Raw genomic sequence first — 17467 nt, 5'->3', positions numbered from 1 at the left:
TTACGCTTTCACCGCTAAGGGATACGCTGGTGAAGAGTTAACTGATGGAGATGGCATAGTGGCGCGCTATAAATGTCGCGGAATGCGGATCAGGTGGGTGTAGACGAGCGTTGGCGATAAGGTTTGCCGACAACCTGGATGTCTTGAGTATTTAGATTAAGAGAGTATGATTGCATATCTATATTCCTTTCGATGTTCGAAGTCATTAAATTAGAAGTTAATTCATACGTTTTTTTAGAAATCTCCTTACGTAGTGGAGCCCACGGTCCATGCTCGATATTACCGACATAGACCGCGAGCTAATTTACGTTGCTTTGGAGTAGACTGTGTTCTCGGTGTTGCGCATGTTGGTGATACGGGTTATGCTTATGTTGTTAAGTGATAAAGTGATAGCACACTCTTGGTATGGGAGGCTATCGCTTTTTTGCGTTCAAATAGAAAATCAAGGATACGATGAAGGCTAATAATGCAAAAATGAAAATACCGAAGTTGAGCATCATATCAATTGCCTCATATGTAGTCATCCAATCACCTGCCTTTCATTTGGTATTTGTGTAGTTACACTTTCAAAAATTTAATTGGCGGCGGTAGCCGCGAGGTTTTAGTTTTAGTTTTTTACGCTTTCACCGCTAAGGGATACGCTGGTGAAGAGTTAACTGATGGAGATAGCATAGTGGCGCGCTATAAATGTCGCGGAATGCGGATCAGGTGGGTGGCGGACGAGCGTTGGCGATAAGGGTTTGCTATTTATGCGGTAGCAACGCTTGGGGAGGAGGCTATCGCTTTTTTTTGCTATAAAAAGAAAACATTGAAAAAAAGAGCCATCCGAAAGTTCGGATGGCTCCCTTTGTTTAGTTACTTCACGTGATGTAATAACCTTCCTCTGCCTGTGTGCGACTAATCTCTAATTTTTTTCCTTCATTAAAGATGTTTATAATCAACGCGTGCAAACCACTTTGTCACATGCCATTGATACTACTATGTATTTCTACCACTTTCTTTTTCCATTCGAATCCACACTCCCATATTCATTTATTATAATTGTCCGCCTTCAACTGATTTACTCGCGTCGATAAATCCACTGGTTTGGATCGGCGTCACTCGATTTAAGATTCTTCGTATAAATACGTATAATTCGTTGCACTTATGTTTAACAAACGATTATAAAAACCTTGTACGCATAGTGTTTTGAGGTATATACTTATACATATGACAACTGATTTATATGTAAATTTGTTGGTTTGTCGACAACGAGAGGTGAGGGCATGAGCGATTATCAGGGGAAGACCCAAACGGATATTACAGAGGGAAATATAACGGGAACCAAGCTAAATCAGAATAAAAGAGTCGTGAAAGAAACGAAATCGGAGAGGCATTCGATGCGTCTTCTCAAAGACGACAAGGCGTTTGTGGTCTATTGGGCGGAAATGTTTGATATGGATGTGACGGAGCTTATGATCACGTCGGTACGTCACTATGTCAGTTGGAAGAACAAGGATTTCGACCTACCAACGGCGGAAATGCAGCGTCTCAATCAATTGATCGATGCGATGGAAAGCATGGCATCAAGTAATGAGAAGTTGTCCAATACGGTAATAAACGGATTTGATGCGATGATGGGGATGATGCGTGGTGACAACTATCTGATTGAACCGGAGAATGGTGATCTCATTAATGAAAGGAGGTAGGTATCTCACATGTCACGTTTTAACTTTGATATAGGATCTGAGCTTGCATCGATGCGAGGCTCGGGTAATTCGACAGCAGCAAAAAAAACGGTAGAACAGCCAATTCATGTACCAACGTCAAACGAAGAACCCCAGATTAATACGATACAAGGAAACAGCGACATAGTAGTAACACCGCCATCAAGTCAACCTCCAGCGCAAGCAGACTCGGTTGCTAGTCAAATTGGTCTGTCTGAACGTGCGACAATGCCACTGGTTGTCGAACCTCAAGTAGAAGTGCAGAAGACTCACGATGAAATACTTAGTAGGGACTTGAGCTTAGCTCAGCAAACACAGGGTAATCCGATACAAGGGAACAGCAATGCTGTAGCAATACCACCGTCAAGTCAAGCTCTAGCGTCGGCAGACACACTTCATTCGATGGGTCTGTCTGAACGTGCGGCAACACCACTTGTAGTCGAACCTCAAGTAGAAGTGCAGAAGTCTCATGAAGAAATACATAGTAGGGACTGGAGCTCCACTCAGCAAATACAGGGTAATCCGATACAAGGGAACAGCGATGCTGTTGCAATACCGCTGTCGACTCGACCTCCAGCGCAGGCAGATACAGTTCAACCGATTAGTCTGTCTGAACGTGCGACAACGCCACTGGTTGTCGAACCTCAAGTAGAAGTACAGAAGTCTCAAGATGAAAAGCTCAGTGGAGCTGGTGTCTCAACTCATAAAACGCAGAGTAATCCGGTTAATTGGAAACAATTTAAAACGCTGCCTGGTGTATTTGAGCACGTTGGTGGAGATCGGCCCGTGGTGCTTAACCAACATATTAAAAGAGTGCAAATCTCGGGAGTACCGGAACCGCTACTTTCTATCATTCAAGAACGACTTAAAAAACGCCACTTGGGCGCAGTCATTGATTTTCCTTGGGGATCATATTCAATAGAAGCGACGAATAAGGTATTCACGACAAAAACATCACTAGTCCGTTATTTACTGTTTGACTCACTTCGTGATGAAGACGGAACCCATGTTCAGTATGCGAGACAATGGTTTTTGCTGCAATATCCGACTTCGCTATACGCGGACTTTAAACCAAAGAGAGATATGAATGCCAGCAGTGACGAACTGGATGTGTATGCGCTGTTGGCTGTTGCTCACACAGCGGATCCGGAGCATTCCGTCGTGAGCGATAGCCGGGTCGGTCTTGATCGGGAAGCGATGGAGCGACTTACGATGCTGAATGCGAACATCGATCGCGTACTAAGCAAAATGACAACGCAGGATCAAATGATACAGGAGTATGCAGAACACAATAATATGATACAAACCGTTATGCTGCTGGATCGGATGGGGTTGCTTAAGGGAGGAATACCGCGTGATATGGGCGAGTTTATTCGTTTGCTTGAACAAAACCGCGACTTGATTGGACAAACGAACGATGTCGTAGATAATCACATTGAAGCAGAACACGAACGCAAGAAAACGCTGATGCGGGATGAACGAATGCGTCAATATAACAAGAATCGTAGCTTTACTTGATATGAAGGGATGAAATATAGTGACGTATTTATTGCTAGCGGAAAAACCAAGTGCAGCTAAAAACTTTGCGAAGGCACTCGGCGGTATGAGTGGTACGTTTAACGGTAAGCCCTATAAAGTGCAAACACTGTACGGACACATGCTTGAATTCGTTGAGCCTCACGAAATGGTCAATGGGGATGATGCGAAAGAACGATTCAAACAATGGACACCCGAGACCATGCCTTGGGACGCTTCAGAGTTGACCTGGAAGAAACAGGCTCAGGTGACGACAAGTCCAACCGGCATACAGTCGTCAAAGGCGAAAGCAATCGCAGATGTAGCGATAGCGGCAAGAGGTGCAAGTGCGATCGTAATAGCAACAGATAAAGATCCTTCTGGCGAAGGTCAGCTTATCGGATGGGAAGTGATTCAGGCGATTGGCTGGAAAGGCCCCGTAAAAAGGCTTTATTTCATTGATGAATCCGAAAAAGAGCTTCAAAACGGCTTTATGAATATCCAAGACTTACCTTCGTACGATAAAGATGGTGAATACGTGAAGGCTGATGTACGGAGCAGGTGGGACTTTTTGAGCTTGCAGCTCACACGTCTTTCCACGCATGCAGCGAGAACTCAAGGTTACCGAGTAGTCGTCCGACAGGGTCGCTTGAAGTCCGTCATGACTAAACTTGTCGCTGATCAGCTTGACCTGGTGAAGGCATATAAGAAGAAGCCATTCTATGAAGTTAAATATAAAGATAACAAGGGAAATGTGTTTTCTCGATCATATGACGAAGATAGAGATCGATTCCGTTTCGAAAACAAAGCTGATGCGGAAGCTGACGCAAGGAAATACGGACAATCGAAGGTGGTGCAAGATAGCGTGACTCGAAAAGAAACCCCACCTGGCAAGTTACTTGACCTTGGGGGGCTGGCATCGATTCTCGGCGCACAGGGCTATAAACCGAAGGAAGTACTTGCGACGTACCAGAAGATGTACGAAGCGAAAATTGTCAGTTATCCGCGTACGGAAGATAAATTTATTTCCACAGAGCAATTTAAAGAAATGTTACCACTCGTCCCTAAGATTGCAGCCGTAGTTGGCGCGGACATGAAGCTTTTGACATACCGCGAACTGCGCAAAACACATGTCAAAGACGGTGGTGCGCACGGAGCCAACCGTCCCGGAAAGAATGTTCCTTCTTCACTTGATAGTGTTAAGGATTTCGGTCCTAGTGCCGCAGCAATTTATGAAACACTAGCAAAAAACTTCCTGGCTATGTTCGGTGAAAACTATGTCTACAATTCGATAAAGGGTCACATTGAAAAGTATCCATCATTCACAGCAACAGTTAGCGTTCCTATCTCTCTTGGATTCAAGGCGATCTTCGATGCAGACAAAGAAACGTCGGACGATGAGAAGAGTGACGATCCAATCAGCACCGGTCTGGGGCAGTCCGCAGATCGGTATGTCTTCGAAGGCGTGAATAAAAAGCCGGGGCAACCAACCCACAAATGGCTGGAAAAGCAACTCAGCCGTTACGAAGTAGGTACGGGGGCTACGCGCGTTAGCACGCTGTCGGAAGTGACGACGGGCAAGACGGCTCTTCTTACAGATACGCGAGGCAAACTTAACCTGACGACGATTGGCGAGATTGCGGCTGTTATGCTAGAAGGGTCACTGATTGGTAATCCTACGGTCACGGAAAAGTTATTCAACGCTATGAAGGATGCGGGCCAGTTCAAGATGAAGCCAGATGCTGTACTACATACTGCTACGGAACTAATCAAGCACGATAAAGAAGTCTTTTACCGGAATGCGGTGAAACTTCATAATAAAATCGGTGCGCCTGAGCCATTTGTCGAAAAAGAGAAAGTCGAGGGCGAATATGTTCCGACAGGCGAGAAATTGAGTTTCAATAGAGAATGGAACGGATACGCATTTTCTGATCAAGAAGTTCAAAAGCTCTTGCGGGGCGAAGTAATCACGATTGAAGGCAAGAACCCGACCTCGGGTAATCTTTATCGAGCCGAAGGTAAACTAGCAAAAGGAAAATTTAAAGGTATTACGTTTTGGGGATTCCAACGGCTTGAGGCAGATGCGTACACAGCACAAACAGCTCCGTTTCCGCCTGAATGGTCCGGGTATAAATTCACTGCAAACGATCAAGTTCGTTTGCGTGCTGGTGAGAAAATTAAAATCAAAGCGATCAGTAAATCGAAAACACCTTATGAAGTGGAGGTAACGTTTGAAATAGAAAAATTCAAAGGCGTAGCCTCCTGGAAAATCAAACCGCATTTTATGGAACGACCCAAAGCTGCGACGACTAAGAATACACGTAAATCACGACCTTAGCTCTTTCTATAGACTCATGTGTAGTAGGAACCAGTAGTATGATGAAATAATCAAGTCCTATGTGAGACTTTTGTCGAGCGCAGTCACTGTGTTCTAAGCAGATTACAGAAAACGACGTGCTCGATCATTCGGGTGATGTCGTTTTTTGTTTTGTATTTCATTTATGGGTCTCCTGGAAATGATCCATCATTCTGATGATAAGTCGAAATTTCTCCATACAAATAAGCAGACTGATGGCGTAATATCTTTGTTCGGTAGATGATAAACCGCTGTTGATAATTACATGAGCGTTCCAGCTTCATTTCTTGGTAGGCGTACCCTGTCGACATTTAGGCAAAGATATTTACGATGTTCAATTTTGGTTCGTGCAAGAATACTCACCATTTGATGAAGAACGAAGTTGCTATAATATCTCGACTCGGGCTCTGTTCTAACGCTTATGCAGTCAGAGGTCCCTCGATCATGATGGACTTCCTTCTATATAATGTGAAAGCGTGATGTTACACCGTTAGGTATTGACCATTTACGATAAGCGTAGATCGTTAGGATACTTGTCCGATTTTCATTAATTCAATTTCCGATCGTACCTTTAGGTCTTCATTGCTGAAGGTAGATTTAAACCAAGCGATCGGATTATCGATTTTGTTTTTTAATAAACGTTCCGTGAACTTCTCAAGTGCTCGATATATTGAATCAAAATGATATTTTTGTATACTGCTCTCAATGTAAGGATACAGTTCAGAGATCAAACGTGGTGGAAGATTAAATAATTTACAGCATGATAAAAATTCCTCTTGATGGAAACAGATCGTACCTGTTCCTTGAAACTTAATCATTTTCTCAACCACGTCTGCATATCGTGCATAATTTTTCAGTTCACTCATGCCTTCGCGCGTAGGTGGTGTATCTTCTTCTTCTTTTAGATCTGTTGAAGTATAAAGATCTAAAGAATCTTGATTAATAAAACCTGAATTATAGGGTGCATGTTGTGCATGGAGAAAATCGGTTTTAGCTGCATCTTGTGCATACCATGCATGTTGTGCATTTGTTGTTTCTAAGTTGGATTCATACGTTGCTGAAGATGATTGGACCTCTGTATATTGATTAGATGTTTGTTTAGCAGGACGGCCTGCGGTCGCTTTGAAACGAGCCTTTTTTTCAATGAGATTGCGATTAACCAAATCTTTAACCACATATTGGGCTTTTCGTTTAGACATTCCCCCAGCTGCAGCAATGGTGTCATAATCCGGAAAAACTTGTTCATGTTCGGCTTGATAGACTTTAATCACAATCATTATCATTTTTTCATAGGTTTTAAGATCCGTGTTATCAAGTACATCTTTTAGACCCTTGAGTAGTTGTTGTTCAGATGAAATAAAATTAGACATGAATAGTCCTCCTTAGAGTTCAATCATGCCAATCCCCTTGAATTTCAGGCTCTTTTTTCATATAATAAGGGAACCGGCAGGTTAATGTGCTTTTAAGCGACTTTAACACGCCCCCAGGATATCTGTTTTTTCCAGAAACAGTTACCTGCGGTTATTTTTTAATTGCTGTCTAGAGTTGCACCTCAAGATAGCGGATGGTTAACAGTTAATAGTTAACTGTGAATTGTTTTTTTCAACCGGCCGTAAGGCCTGCTCCCATAGGGGAGCTTTTTTTTTAGGCATATTGTAGAGACTTGTGGTATATCCTACTAATTTCGGTCATATTGTCATTGTATTTTTTGGTATTAAATGAGTCAAGCTATCGGGGTAGAAAGACATTTTCGATAATATCGGGGTTGAAAGGACGTTATATCGGGGTTGAAGGACCATTATATCGGGGTTGAAGGGACATAATATCGGGGTAGAAAGACAAGAGAGCCTTTCAAATATTTTTTTTGGTATCGGGGTAGAAAGACACCATTTCGAAAGAAAAAGTATCGGGGTAGAAAGACATCATATCGGGGTGGAAAGACATAGTATCGGGGTAGAAAGACATCGCAGTAGTCCTCAAAAGACATTTCGGTCAAACATATATTCAATATTCAAAGGTATGGTATTCTATATGCATACGAAAAAAAGAATATAAGAAAGGAGCTGTTATGCAATGCCTCCTCGGAGAATTAGTATAGAACAATGGGTTGGTAAAATAACAGCGCTAGATCTCCCTGCTGAAGATCCTAAAGTGCAGGATCTCATTACCAAGGCAGCGGACCAATTAAAGACGAAAACAAAAGAGGTTGCATTAAAACATATACAAAGTGAAGGAACCGGAGAACTTCAACTAGCCAAAAGACTAGTGCAGGAACAACTTACGGATGAAGAGAAAGACCAGATCAACAAGGAGATCTACAAACATCAAATAAAACAAAAGATTTGGGTAGAGTCCCAGGCAATCAGACGAGCTACCTACTATAATAAGCCTTCCCACCCCTACGGACATATTTTCTCGGAGAGTGCGATTAGTTCAATCTCAGCCTCAAGGAAGGTAGAACCTGGAACTCAACCGGTGGATACACTTGTTCGAGATAATAGGAGAACAAAGATTTATCATCCGGCTAAGAAAGAACTAACCCTCCAAGATGCAAAGGTGTTAATCGGGATTCATAAGCTATGGGAAGAAAGCGGGAAACAGAAAGAGTTTGAATTCACAATTTATTCGCTTGCTAAGGCTATGAATCGGGATACGGGTGGCAAAACGTATCAAGAGATCTGGCAGTCTCTTGAAGTACTCCAAGATAGTAAGTTCGAATTCACCTATTATCACGACAAAGGTTTAATTGATTCATTAGATCGGATCAATATATTACAGGCTATTGGTCGGCGTGATAAAAATGAAACACTAAGTATTATGTTCTCTGATGCAGTGTACCGTTCGCTACAGTCAGGTGCTATTGCTTACTTGAGTCTAGCCATATTAGAGGACTTAAAGACAGGTACAGCTCAGAATTTATATCTCTTTTTGCCAGCGCAAGTGGCTCAGGGGATCACACGATGGCCTTTAGATGAGATTGCACTCCTCATGGGATCAAAAGCAAACAGACGGGACAAGAAAAAACAGATCGTTGAGGAAGCATGTGAGAATATGATGGAGATCTCCCTTCTGGATGGTTATAAATTACATGAAGATGAGTCTGGATCAATTTTTCTAGAGATTCGACCTTCCAAACTATTACTCAGTTCAGGAAATAGTGTTAAAACTATAGAACAACTTACATTCTCGCTATAGAGAGTGTAAGTTGTTTTTTTTGTCTTTCAACTTCGATTAAATGAATCTTTGGATAAATTGAAGTTGAATTCAACATGAATTCCGAGTCTCGATATAAACATGTAGGATGCCGTACCGATTTCTAATCCAAAAGGGAGTTACTTTCGGCATTAAAATTGTTCAAAATCATTAATTAAAAGTAACTAATAATATTGATGACTCAACGTTTTTGGTATGATATAATAGATGTTATGATCGAGGATAATATTTGGTTTATGTCTTTGATACTTCCTTGATAATTACATAAAAAGGTGGGGTCTGCCTATGGCAAAAACTAGATTTAAGATTCCAACGACGTTAGACGCTACATACTTCGATATGGAGTTCAATCTCCAATCCAAAAATGGTGTGGGCATCAATAGGCCCGTTTCCGCAAAAATTATTCTATCGGTGTTGCTTTCGGGGTTCGGTTGGTTTTATCTGGTCGCTCAAACATTCGTAGGCAAAGGTGGCATCCCGGTGATCCTGGGCTTCACGATTACGTGGGCAATTTTGTCGGTTTTGTTGATCAAAGCGGATAAAACGAATCGAATGGGCATTGAATTGATTTTTTCTATGCTGAATTACTTGCCTAAAAGTGGCCGATATGTTCCAGTACGTATGAGTGATTCGGTGTATCGATTTCAAGCGTTACTTAACATCAAGGATGTTGATCCTGAAGATGGATTAATTCATTATTTGGACGGCCAAATTGGACACGCTTATCACATTGTCGGTTCTGCTTCTGCTTTGATGTTTGAACAGGACAAGCAAAGAGTTCTCAATAAAGTGGACAGTTTTTATCGGAAGCTGCCGGTTGGCGTCGAAGTGATTTACGACACCGTCAATGAAGGACATGTGGTTGATGAACAATTGGAAGCGGTAGCCGAGATGAAAGCAGAACTGAAGGTAAAATCAAAAGGCCTTCTTGCTTTGCTTGACGAACAGCATGACATTTTGAAATATGCGATTAACGACCAACAAGGTTTAACGTCGTTGCATCAGTATTTGATCGTTCGGGCTCCGAGCGAAGCAGCCTTATCGGAATTTGAGAATTTGTTAATTGGTGATGTAGAAAACGAGGGATTGATGTTTAGGCTCGCTAAGACCCTGAGTTACGAAGAAATGGAACGTTATATGGGTTCAGTCATTAAAGTTATACATTAATAGTTAGTGGAGTACCGGATGGAAGGGGAAAAAGCTCATATGAGCGATGCGCCAACACGAGGATTAAGTAGTGTCATGAGAAAAAAGAAAAGGCAGGAAGGCGAGCGTAAAAACAAAAATACAACTAAATCCATGATTCGTGATTTTCCGTTTTTCAAAGCAATTAAACCGAAAGCAAAATTTCTTTTTAAGTCGGATTACTTTCAAATCGATAACTCGTTTGCGTCGATATTGACGATTTTGCACCAGAATGGTGCAGATGAAGCTCTTAGCTATTTTTGGGGTGTTCATCTCATTCCACGTAATCTCGGATCAGACGTCAGCGTACGTCGATTTGAGCACGTAGGACGTATGAGTGAATCATGGATTGCTCAGCATCAAGGTCGAGCCGAAGGACTCCTCAATAACCAAGCCGGAGAGACCAAAAAGAACGGTTCAATGACGTCGAATCAGAAGCTCAATAAACGACAGCAGCAGCTTGTTGAAGTTGCAACTGATCTAATGAATGGGTCAAGTTACCTTCGAGTGGCATTTCGTCTTTTGGTCAAAGCTCCAACACTGGATAAGCTTGACGAAGCAATCAACAAAATCAATCGTCAATATAAAGACCGATTTGAGACGGTTTCTGCCGCTGCGTATACAGGTGAGCAAAAGCGAGAGTTATCGAACCTGTTTGGAAAAGTTGAAAATAAAATGGGTCGGAACTTTATGTTTACCTCAAGTGAGTTTGCCGGAAATTATAGTTTAGTCACACGGGGTATTGAAGACCCGAGGGGAGAATACGTCGGGCAGATGGAAGGAGACGTAAACAACTCAGCGGTCATTCTGGATGTTGATAAATATGATTCCCACGTGGTTATTGCTGGCAGGGGGGAAGCGAAGTCGCTTTCCGCTTGGGATTTTAAGGGGCAACGGGGCGTCGACGTCTGGGGAGCTAAACTTGGTATGAGCGCTCTTGTTCGAAATCGGCGTGTCGTCCATTTAGTGTTGAACGGTGCAAAGATTGCAGATATTGGAGTAGACCTTTCTGATATTACATCCAATGTAGATATGACTCGGGGGGATATCAACCCCTTTGAATTGTTCGGACAACCTGAAGATGAACTGAGTATATTTGCGGCACATCTTTTGAAATTGAATCTGATGGTGCAGATGCTTCAAAAAATGCCCGAAGGACAAGAGGCTCGGATTAAAGGTGAATTAAATGATGTTTTGAACCAATTTTACGTAGACAAGCGGATGTGGTCCAGAAATGCGACGGATAATCGAAAGAAGCTACGGTTAGTTGGAATTCCTCACGAAGAAGTGCCGAAGCTCCCTGAATTTGTGGCTTATTTGGAAACAGGTTATCAAGGCGAGGTCTACGCCGATAAATCTGATCCGGCTGTAAGAGAAGCCTATGGATTCCTTAGGACTGGATTTCGGGACATGCGCGAAACCAATGGCGATTTGTTCAATACAACGACTTCAACAATCATTGATCAGGCTGCAGTGTCTAACCGCGTGATTTACGATTTCAGTTCTCTGTTAAAGCGAGGACGTGGTGTGATGATGGCACAATTTGTAAATGCGCTAGGTTATGCGGTGGGAAATCTATCCTTGGGTGACGTTGTGGTTTTACATGGTGTCGATCACCTGGACAAAAATGTAAAGGAATACGTTAGTGAACAGTTCCGACAACTCAATGATAATGGTGTACGGGTTGTGTACATATATGGCTCAATCGATCGAATGATTGAAGATCGAGCATTTAACCAGTTTGATACCGCAGATTATACTCTTCTTGGAGGCATGACGAAATCCACGATCAATGATTATGAAGCTACATTGAAACACGAAGTACCGAGTGATCTTAAAGTACTGCTGGAGCACAAAGAGCGACATCGGTATTATTTGCGCCGGGGTTTCGATAACATTGTATTTGCGAATGACATCCAGATGGGATTCCAATAAAAAATCCTGATATATCGGATGTAATGCATGTTTATCTATTCAGGGTGAGATAGCTCCATACATAGATAATAGAAAAGGTGGCAAGGAGATTGGGGTATTTGCGATTGAGATTTTATGGGAGAAGGGCCGGACGCGTAGCCATTTTGGGCGTCATGGTCCTTTTGCTCGCTCTGTCGATTATCATACCGGTAAGCAATGTGTTTGCCGCAAATGATGGCGTATCAGATTTATCGTTGTATCAGCGAGGTAGTGAGTTAACACGCGAATTCGCAACGGCACTTGCACCGGGCTCTCAGGTCAAGCACATGTATATGCTTGAAGATAACAAGAACACCGACCTTTTACCAGCTGGGAATGCAGGTGGTTTACTCGGATACGCTGAGATTTTATCAGACGATACCGGGATAAAAGGCTGGCTAATGAGCGCGTTCACTACAGCATCGGCGACGATCACGTATGATCAGTTGATGAACGTCGTGGATAATGGCGGCGGTACGGTTTATCATGCAGGTCTGAACAATCCATTTTTTCAATATGCGGGTTATGGTGACGTACTGACAGAAATGGGTTTAATCACGACGGTTCGGCCAGGGATTGCTTCAATGGGTCGATTACTGGCATCAGGGATAATGCTTCTGGTATATCTACTAGCGAATGCCGCGCCGTTTTTGTTCCGCGCGGCACTCATGCTTTTGAGTGCACTGAATCCATTTAAGCTTTTCGAAACCGCAATCAATGGAACGGCGAGCGCGGATTTAGGCATTTTGTCAGGGGCTGCAGAATACGTCGGTTCGTTATACACCACGGTACAAGATTTTTCGATCTACGTATTGTTCCCTATAATTTTGGTTTGGACTACATTCAGCGTGTTGGTCTTTAACGTAAAAGGATCAGCTATGAAAAAGTTTAGCCGATATGGGCTCCGTGTATTTATGCTATTTGCTGGTTTACCGCTGATTGGAGCAAGTTATACGGGTGTGGTGGAAGATTTAAATAATAAAGTAGCTGTAGGTTCTGAATATGCGGATTATTTGGTTCTTTCCTCGTACGTAGATTTCGAAAACTGGGTTAAATATTCTAGGTTAGCCCCGCCGGAGGGGAGTGGAATTAAAAACCCGCGTTATGAGGAAGACGAACGGAGGACGTTGAGTAATAGGAAACTTATTTTGGATATCAACGGAACCCGAGCAGCAAATACAAGAGCCGAAGAGCTGAAAAATCGGTACTCGGGCACATCGAATATTAGTGAAATATTTAAAGAAGGTGGGGATCGTACGGATGTAGACGCACCTACATCAACTGTCCCTGGCCTGCCGCCCGGTGCTCCAGGTTCGCCCACTCCGGGCGAATTGAATCGGGGCTCATTTTCAAAAGTCTTCAGTATTCTGAGTCGACACATGACTTCCGCTCTCTATTCGGGTAGTGACTATGACGGTGAAGTTGCTGGACAGATTCAAAAAATGCGTGCATCGAATCCGTCAGAAGCGAATGATCAGGAAATTGCACATATGTATTCGCTCTCGGCCAGTGATAGTCGGACGTGGACTTCTAAGTATAACCCGTGGAGTGGCGATCCGGGTTGGGTTAAACCGATCCACTGGAATGGGGAAAATAACGAAGTCGGTAGCAGCGCGAAGGGGCTGTTCACGGAAGGTCCTGCTGAATACGAGCTGTACCAGTTTGGTATTTACAGTTCTAACATCTATAATGCGGGCAATTTGCGCTATAGTGCGGACAAAGGATATCACGTACCTGGGATGGATTCGATTGTGACACAAAAAGTAGCCCCGATTGGTAGAGAAAACGAAGGAGGCACGATTGGTGGTCTTTCGCCAATCGCGATGTATAATTTTTTGAATACGACATTTTCAAATACGGGATTGACCGTATATTCACCTGCTAAAACGTCGAGTGATTTGTCTCGTGACTCGTATGCAGCAGTTGCATTTGGCGGTTCAGGTATGTCGTCGTTTACGAGATGGATGGAAAACATTTCGGTGATGCTTAGCTTAGCGATTCTCTCAATTATGTACGGTATTGCTATGATCAGTGTCGCAATGAAAAGCATTCCACGTATTCTCTCCGGCGTATTCGGAACAGCGCTCGGATCGATAGCTTTTATCACAAAACTACTCATTTCTACCGCAGTGTTGATCGCTCAGATCATTGGTATGATTTTCTTCTATACGTTAAGCGAAAATCTAATTATGACGATCCTCCTCAATTTCAGCAGTCTAATTGATGCGGGAGGGGAATATTTCGGCAGTGGTCTGATTTTCGATTTTGTGGGTAGTTTCTTGACCATCGCGATTACGGTGGGTGTGACCATCTTTATGATCAAAAATAAAACAGTCTTTAACGAATTGATGGAAGAGGTTGTCTCCGGTGCAATCACTCGCATGATGGGCGCGCTTGATACAGGTACCGGCGGAAAAGGTCTCGATGTGGGAAATATGACGAACGGGCGTATCGGCAAGGATGGAGGTCTCACTAAGGGCGCCAAAGATGCGGATAGTGGCGGACTGTTAGGTGGAGCCGCTAGTCTATTGAGTGCAGCAAATGGAATCGGGTCCAGACGAGAACAGCTCGGCGAAGAGCTGGGCAAGGAGGCTGGTATCAACGGGCTACCATCCAGTGGGCTATTGCAAGATGAATTTGATGATGCTCGTAGTAAGCTTGATGATGATCAATTGCCGGATGCTACCGATAGTGGTCAAAAGATTGACGAGAACGGAGAGATTCTGCAGGATGCTCAAGGACATGCCCTTGACGGGGAAGGGAAGCCAATCAGTGGCATGTCTCCATTAGGCACGATTGGTGGCAGAGCGATGGTAGCTGATGACGGCACGCTTATGGATAGCCATGGCAACACGTACAGAGATGAAGCGGGCAATGCGTTCCATCAAAATGATCGAGGTCAACTTGTGGATCAAAACGGTGCCTTCGTTGCACTTGGTAAAGAGGGTGTTTTAGTTCCTATTGCTGATATCCCAGGTGGAAAAGGTAAGCCGGTATCAGCTGCCAAAGAAGCGAAAAAACTGGATAGTATGCGTTTCAACGCCGAGAAGTTCGCGGCTATGAAAGATCAGCAGGACGCCGCACATTTCGGGTTGGACAGAGCTGGGAATGTTGTGGGTTCAGATGGAAAATCTCTGAAACTTCGCACTGGTAAAGGTATGGTACCGGTTGCACTCAATGATAAAGGATTCGTAACGGATCGGAATGGAAAACGCGTAGATGCTGGCGCCATTGTTGGAGCTGTAGACAGCCGAGGGTTTGAAGAAGTTGTTGATCAGGAATCGGGACAAACACACCTACGGCATAAAGGTGATGAAGCGATTAAACCTACTGCTTCGGTGAGTGGAACGGCAACAAGCGGCGCTCAAAACCTGACGACACTTGCCAAACAATCCAATCGGGCAAATGAGATCGCTCAGCGAGCAAATGCTCGTGTGGAAGAACTCAAAACGAATGGGGCTTCACCGTATGCTGTAATGCAAGCGCAGCGTTTTGCCAATAAAGCAGGTAAGGACGCTAAAGTCGCACAAGGAGCATTTAATAAGGCGATGCAAAACAGTGGCAATATGTCGCCTGCAGCCGCTCAAGCGGCTTCACTTTCGCCTGTATCCCTTGTAACGAGTGATCATGTGACCAGCGCATCACGTCATTTGTCTGAACAGCAAGCCACGCTTCAAAAAGAAGCGGGTGTACTGAATGAACTACAAGCGCAAGGCGCTCCGGCGAAAGAAATCACACGTCAACGGAGGCGCATGGATGATCAGCGTCAAGTTGTTCAAAAGGCTTTGTCAGCGGAGCAAGATATGAAAACGGCTCATAGGGTTGGTCGTTCTTATGGTGAAGTAAGCGGAGCTAGAAACCGATTTGATAAAGCGTCGACATTCTTCATGAATGCCCAAGCGGCTCATGATCAAGCTGTTGCTATGAAGGCACCGCAAGAGTTGATCGCGAAGCATGAACAACGTGTTAACAAAGCTTCGAAGTACTTGTCGGATTCGCAGCGTAACCTTGATCGGGTCACTCAGGCGCCAAGTGGGTCTCCTGTACAGATCGACCAAGCAACAGCAAGATTCCAACAGTCCCAGTTGCAGTATAAGCAAGCGCAGGGCCAAGTGGACCAACTTGTGCAGGGCGGTGCACCAGTGAATACAGTTAAGGCGGCTCAGCGTCAAGCAGCACGAGAGAAGCGTAAAGCAGCGCAAGCTTACGCCGAAAAGTTAACAATGACAAGTCCATCCGGATGGAATAACGTTACACAAACGCCATCTGTTCAAGCCACGCCGAAAGTAACGGCAAACAAAAGCTTCACGGAGCTGGCAACAGCGGGGATCAATAACTATGGTGATTATAGCCGAGAGGTAACTAAGCATTCTGGGACAATCAAACAAAGTCAATCGAAGTTGAAACAAGCCGAGCAACGTTTGGCATCACTGCGTAGTGAGCATCGTTCACCGCTTCAAATTGAACATGCCAAGTCCGAGATACGTGGACTGCGGAGTCAGATAAAAGACTCACGCGAAAAGATGGGTCATTTGATGGGGCATGCACAGGGACTTCTGAAAACAGGAAATTTCCAACCAATGGTGGCAACTCGCCCGATTCGTAAGGATGGAGCATCCATCATTAATCAATTGGTTAATCTGAATCACACCCATGCTTTGCATGCTCGTCTAACTCACCAGGAAAAAACGGGTACGATTACACAAACTGGGCGTGAGCAGATTGAAGCCTTGGGTGAACGTATTTTGTATATGAGACGTGAATTGATTGGCTCGGGTATTCGTGAAGATGCACTACGAGATCGCACAAGCATCGTGGAGAGTACTAAGCAAATGCAGCAGTCGTGGGAAGCGTTTGTGCAAGGTAAAAGTATTGAATAATTTGGGTAACGAGTGTCGTTCTGAGTATGGAAGGCCGTGCGATTTGTTAACCTAAGTATGCACGTTGTTAACCAAATCGTATTGTCATCCAAAAAGGGCTATGTTATAATAATTTCGTTATTAAATAGCTGTGCGCTCAGTGATTTGTACATAATTACGCAAACTATTTATTCATATTTAATTAGTGAAAGAGGGGCAAATGAGTGATGCTTTTGAATGAGGTCGTTTTTTTGGCAGGTGATTGGGACCTGGGAAGTTTTCTAGGCAACTCCAAAACTACCCTAACAAAGTGGGCTGGTTTAGCGGCTGCTCTCATCGGTGTGGTGTGCGTTTTTATAGCAATTTGGCAAATTGCATCTGGGTTGATGTCTCATGGGAAAAAACAGACAAATTGGGCCATTTCTATTATTCTGTTGCTCGTAGGTGGCGTGTTGGGAGGGACTGAAGGTTTTAAATTTGTTACGGATATTGCCGGCGGTGGACAGAAAACGATCTCGGATTTGGGTGTTCCCGGTGGCGCCATTATGTTGTTTGAGTATTCGAAGTTTTACTTCTTCAAGTAATATTTCGATATTCGCGACCAAAAAGAAAGAGAGCGGATTATCTTCGCTCTCTTTTTTGGGTTAAACGAGCAAGAAATATGTTTTATATTATTCAAT

At 43.7% G+C, this 17467-nt stretch carries 10 protein-coding genes; 8 read left to right on the top strand and 2 right to left on the bottom strand.

The features are described 5' to 3' along the window. Nucleotides 1-413: 413 nt before the first annotated feature. A complete protein-coding gene (locus tag MKY44_RS31630) occupies nucleotides 414-524 on the bottom strand; it encodes a putative holin-like toxin (protein ID WP_434060097.1) in 111 nt (36 codons plus the stop codon). Between the two features lie 741 nt (nucleotides 525-1265). Between MKY44_RS31630 and MKY44_RS31485 the strand changes: the two genes are divergently transcribed. The 3 genes from MKY44_RS31485 to MKY44_RS31475 are packed head-to-tail and all read left to right on the top strand — an operon-like array spanning nucleotide 1266 to nucleotide 5559. Then, nucleotides 1266-1688 carry a hypothetical protein gene (locus MKY44_RS31485; protein ID WP_341010532.1) on the top strand — a complete coding sequence of 141 codons (423 nt, stop codon included), beginning with the start codon at nucleotides 1266-1268 and terminating at the stop codon, nucleotides 1686-1688. A gap of 9 nt (nucleotides 1689-1697) precedes the next feature. After that, nucleotides 1698-3224, top strand: a complete 1527-nt coding sequence (locus MKY44_RS31480) for a hypothetical protein (RefSeq protein WP_341010530.1) — start codon at nucleotides 1698-1700, stop codon at nucleotides 3222-3224. 19 nt (nucleotides 3225-3243) lie between these two features. Continuing rightward, nucleotides 3244-5559: a DNA topoisomerase gene (locus MKY44_RS31475; protein ID WP_341010529.1), complete on the top strand. Its 2316-nt coding sequence runs from the start codon at nucleotides 3244-3246 to the stop codon at nucleotides 5557-5559. Nucleotides 5560-6101: 542 nt separating this feature from the next. Here MKY44_RS31475 and MKY44_RS31470 read toward each other — a convergent pair. Then, entirely contained in the window at nucleotides 6102-6947 is an 846-nt protein-coding gene (locus MKY44_RS31470; protein ID WP_341010527.1) for a helix-turn-helix domain-containing protein, read from the bottom strand. 703 nt (nucleotides 6948-7650) lie between these two features. Between MKY44_RS31470 and MKY44_RS31465 the strand changes: the two genes are divergently transcribed. The 5 genes from MKY44_RS31465 (at nucleotide 7651) to MKY44_RS31445 (ending at nucleotide 17371) form a co-directional block, all read left to right on the top strand. Further along, nucleotides 7651-8772 carry a replication initiator protein A gene (locus tag MKY44_RS31465; protein WP_341010526.1) on the top strand — a complete coding sequence of 374 codons (1122 nt, stop codon included), beginning with the start codon at nucleotides 7651-7653 and terminating at the stop codon, nucleotides 8770-8772. A gap of 303 nt (nucleotides 8773-9075) precedes the next feature. After that, nucleotides 9076-9957: a hypothetical protein gene (locus MKY44_RS31460; RefSeq protein ID WP_341010524.1), complete on the top strand. Its 882-nt coding sequence runs from the start codon at nucleotides 9076-9078 to the stop codon at nucleotides 9955-9957. A 39-nt stretch (nucleotides 9958-9996) separates the two neighbouring features. Beyond that, nucleotides 9997-11910, top strand: a complete 1914-nt coding sequence (locus MKY44_RS31455) for a hypothetical protein (RefSeq protein WP_341010523.1) — start codon at nucleotides 9997-9999, stop codon at nucleotides 11908-11910. Nucleotides 11911-12008: 98 nt separating this feature from the next. Then, nucleotides 12009-16808, top strand: coding sequence for a hypothetical protein (locus MKY44_RS31450; protein ID WP_341010521.1), 4800 nt, complete (start codon nucleotides 12009-12011; stop codon nucleotides 16806-16808). A gap of 203 nt (nucleotides 16809-17011) precedes the next feature. After that, entirely contained in the window at nucleotides 17012-17371 is a 360-nt protein-coding gene (locus MKY44_RS31445; RefSeq protein ID WP_341010520.1) for a hypothetical protein, read from the top strand. The last annotated feature ends 96 nt before the right edge of the window (nucleotides 17372-17467 follow it).

The organism is Paenibacillus sp. FSL R7-0026 (assembly GCF_038004485.1).
In the GTDB taxonomy this organism is placed as follows: Bacteria; Bacillota; Bacilli; order Paenibacillales; family Paenibacillaceae; genus Paenibacillus; species Paenibacillus xylanexedens_A.
This window is presented reverse-complemented; position numbering and strand designations above follow the sequence as displayed.

What these genes read in the sequence shown, in the direction of transcription:
- MKY44_RS31470 (WP_341010527.1), bottom strand. Translation starts at nt 6,947, where the DNA reads ATGTCTAATTTTATTTCATCTGAACAACAACTACTCAAGGGTCTAAAA.
- MKY44_RS31480 (WP_341010530.1), top strand. Translation starts at nt 1,698, where the DNA reads ATGTCACGTTTTAACTTTGATATAGGATCTGAGCTTGCATCGATGCGA.
- MKY44_RS31485 (WP_341010532.1), top strand. Translation starts at nt 1,266, where the DNA reads ATGAGCGATTATCAGGGGAAGACCCAAACGGATATTACAGAGGGAAAT.
- MKY44_RS31460 (WP_341010524.1), top strand. Translation starts at nt 9,076, where the DNA reads ATGGCAAAAACTAGATTTAAGATTCCAACGACGTTAGACGCTACATAC.
- MKY44_RS31630 (WP_434060097.1), bottom strand. Translation starts at nt 524, where the DNA reads ATGACTACATATGAGGCAATTGATATGATGCTCAACTTCGGTATTTTC.
- MKY44_RS31465 (WP_341010526.1), top strand. Translation starts at nt 7,651, where the DNA reads ATGCCTCCTCGGAGAATTAGTATAGAACAATGGGTTGGTAAAATAACA.
- MKY44_RS31455 (WP_341010523.1), top strand. Translation starts at nt 9,997, where the DNA reads ATGAGCGATGCGCCAACACGAGGATTAAGTAGTGTCATGAGAAAAAAG.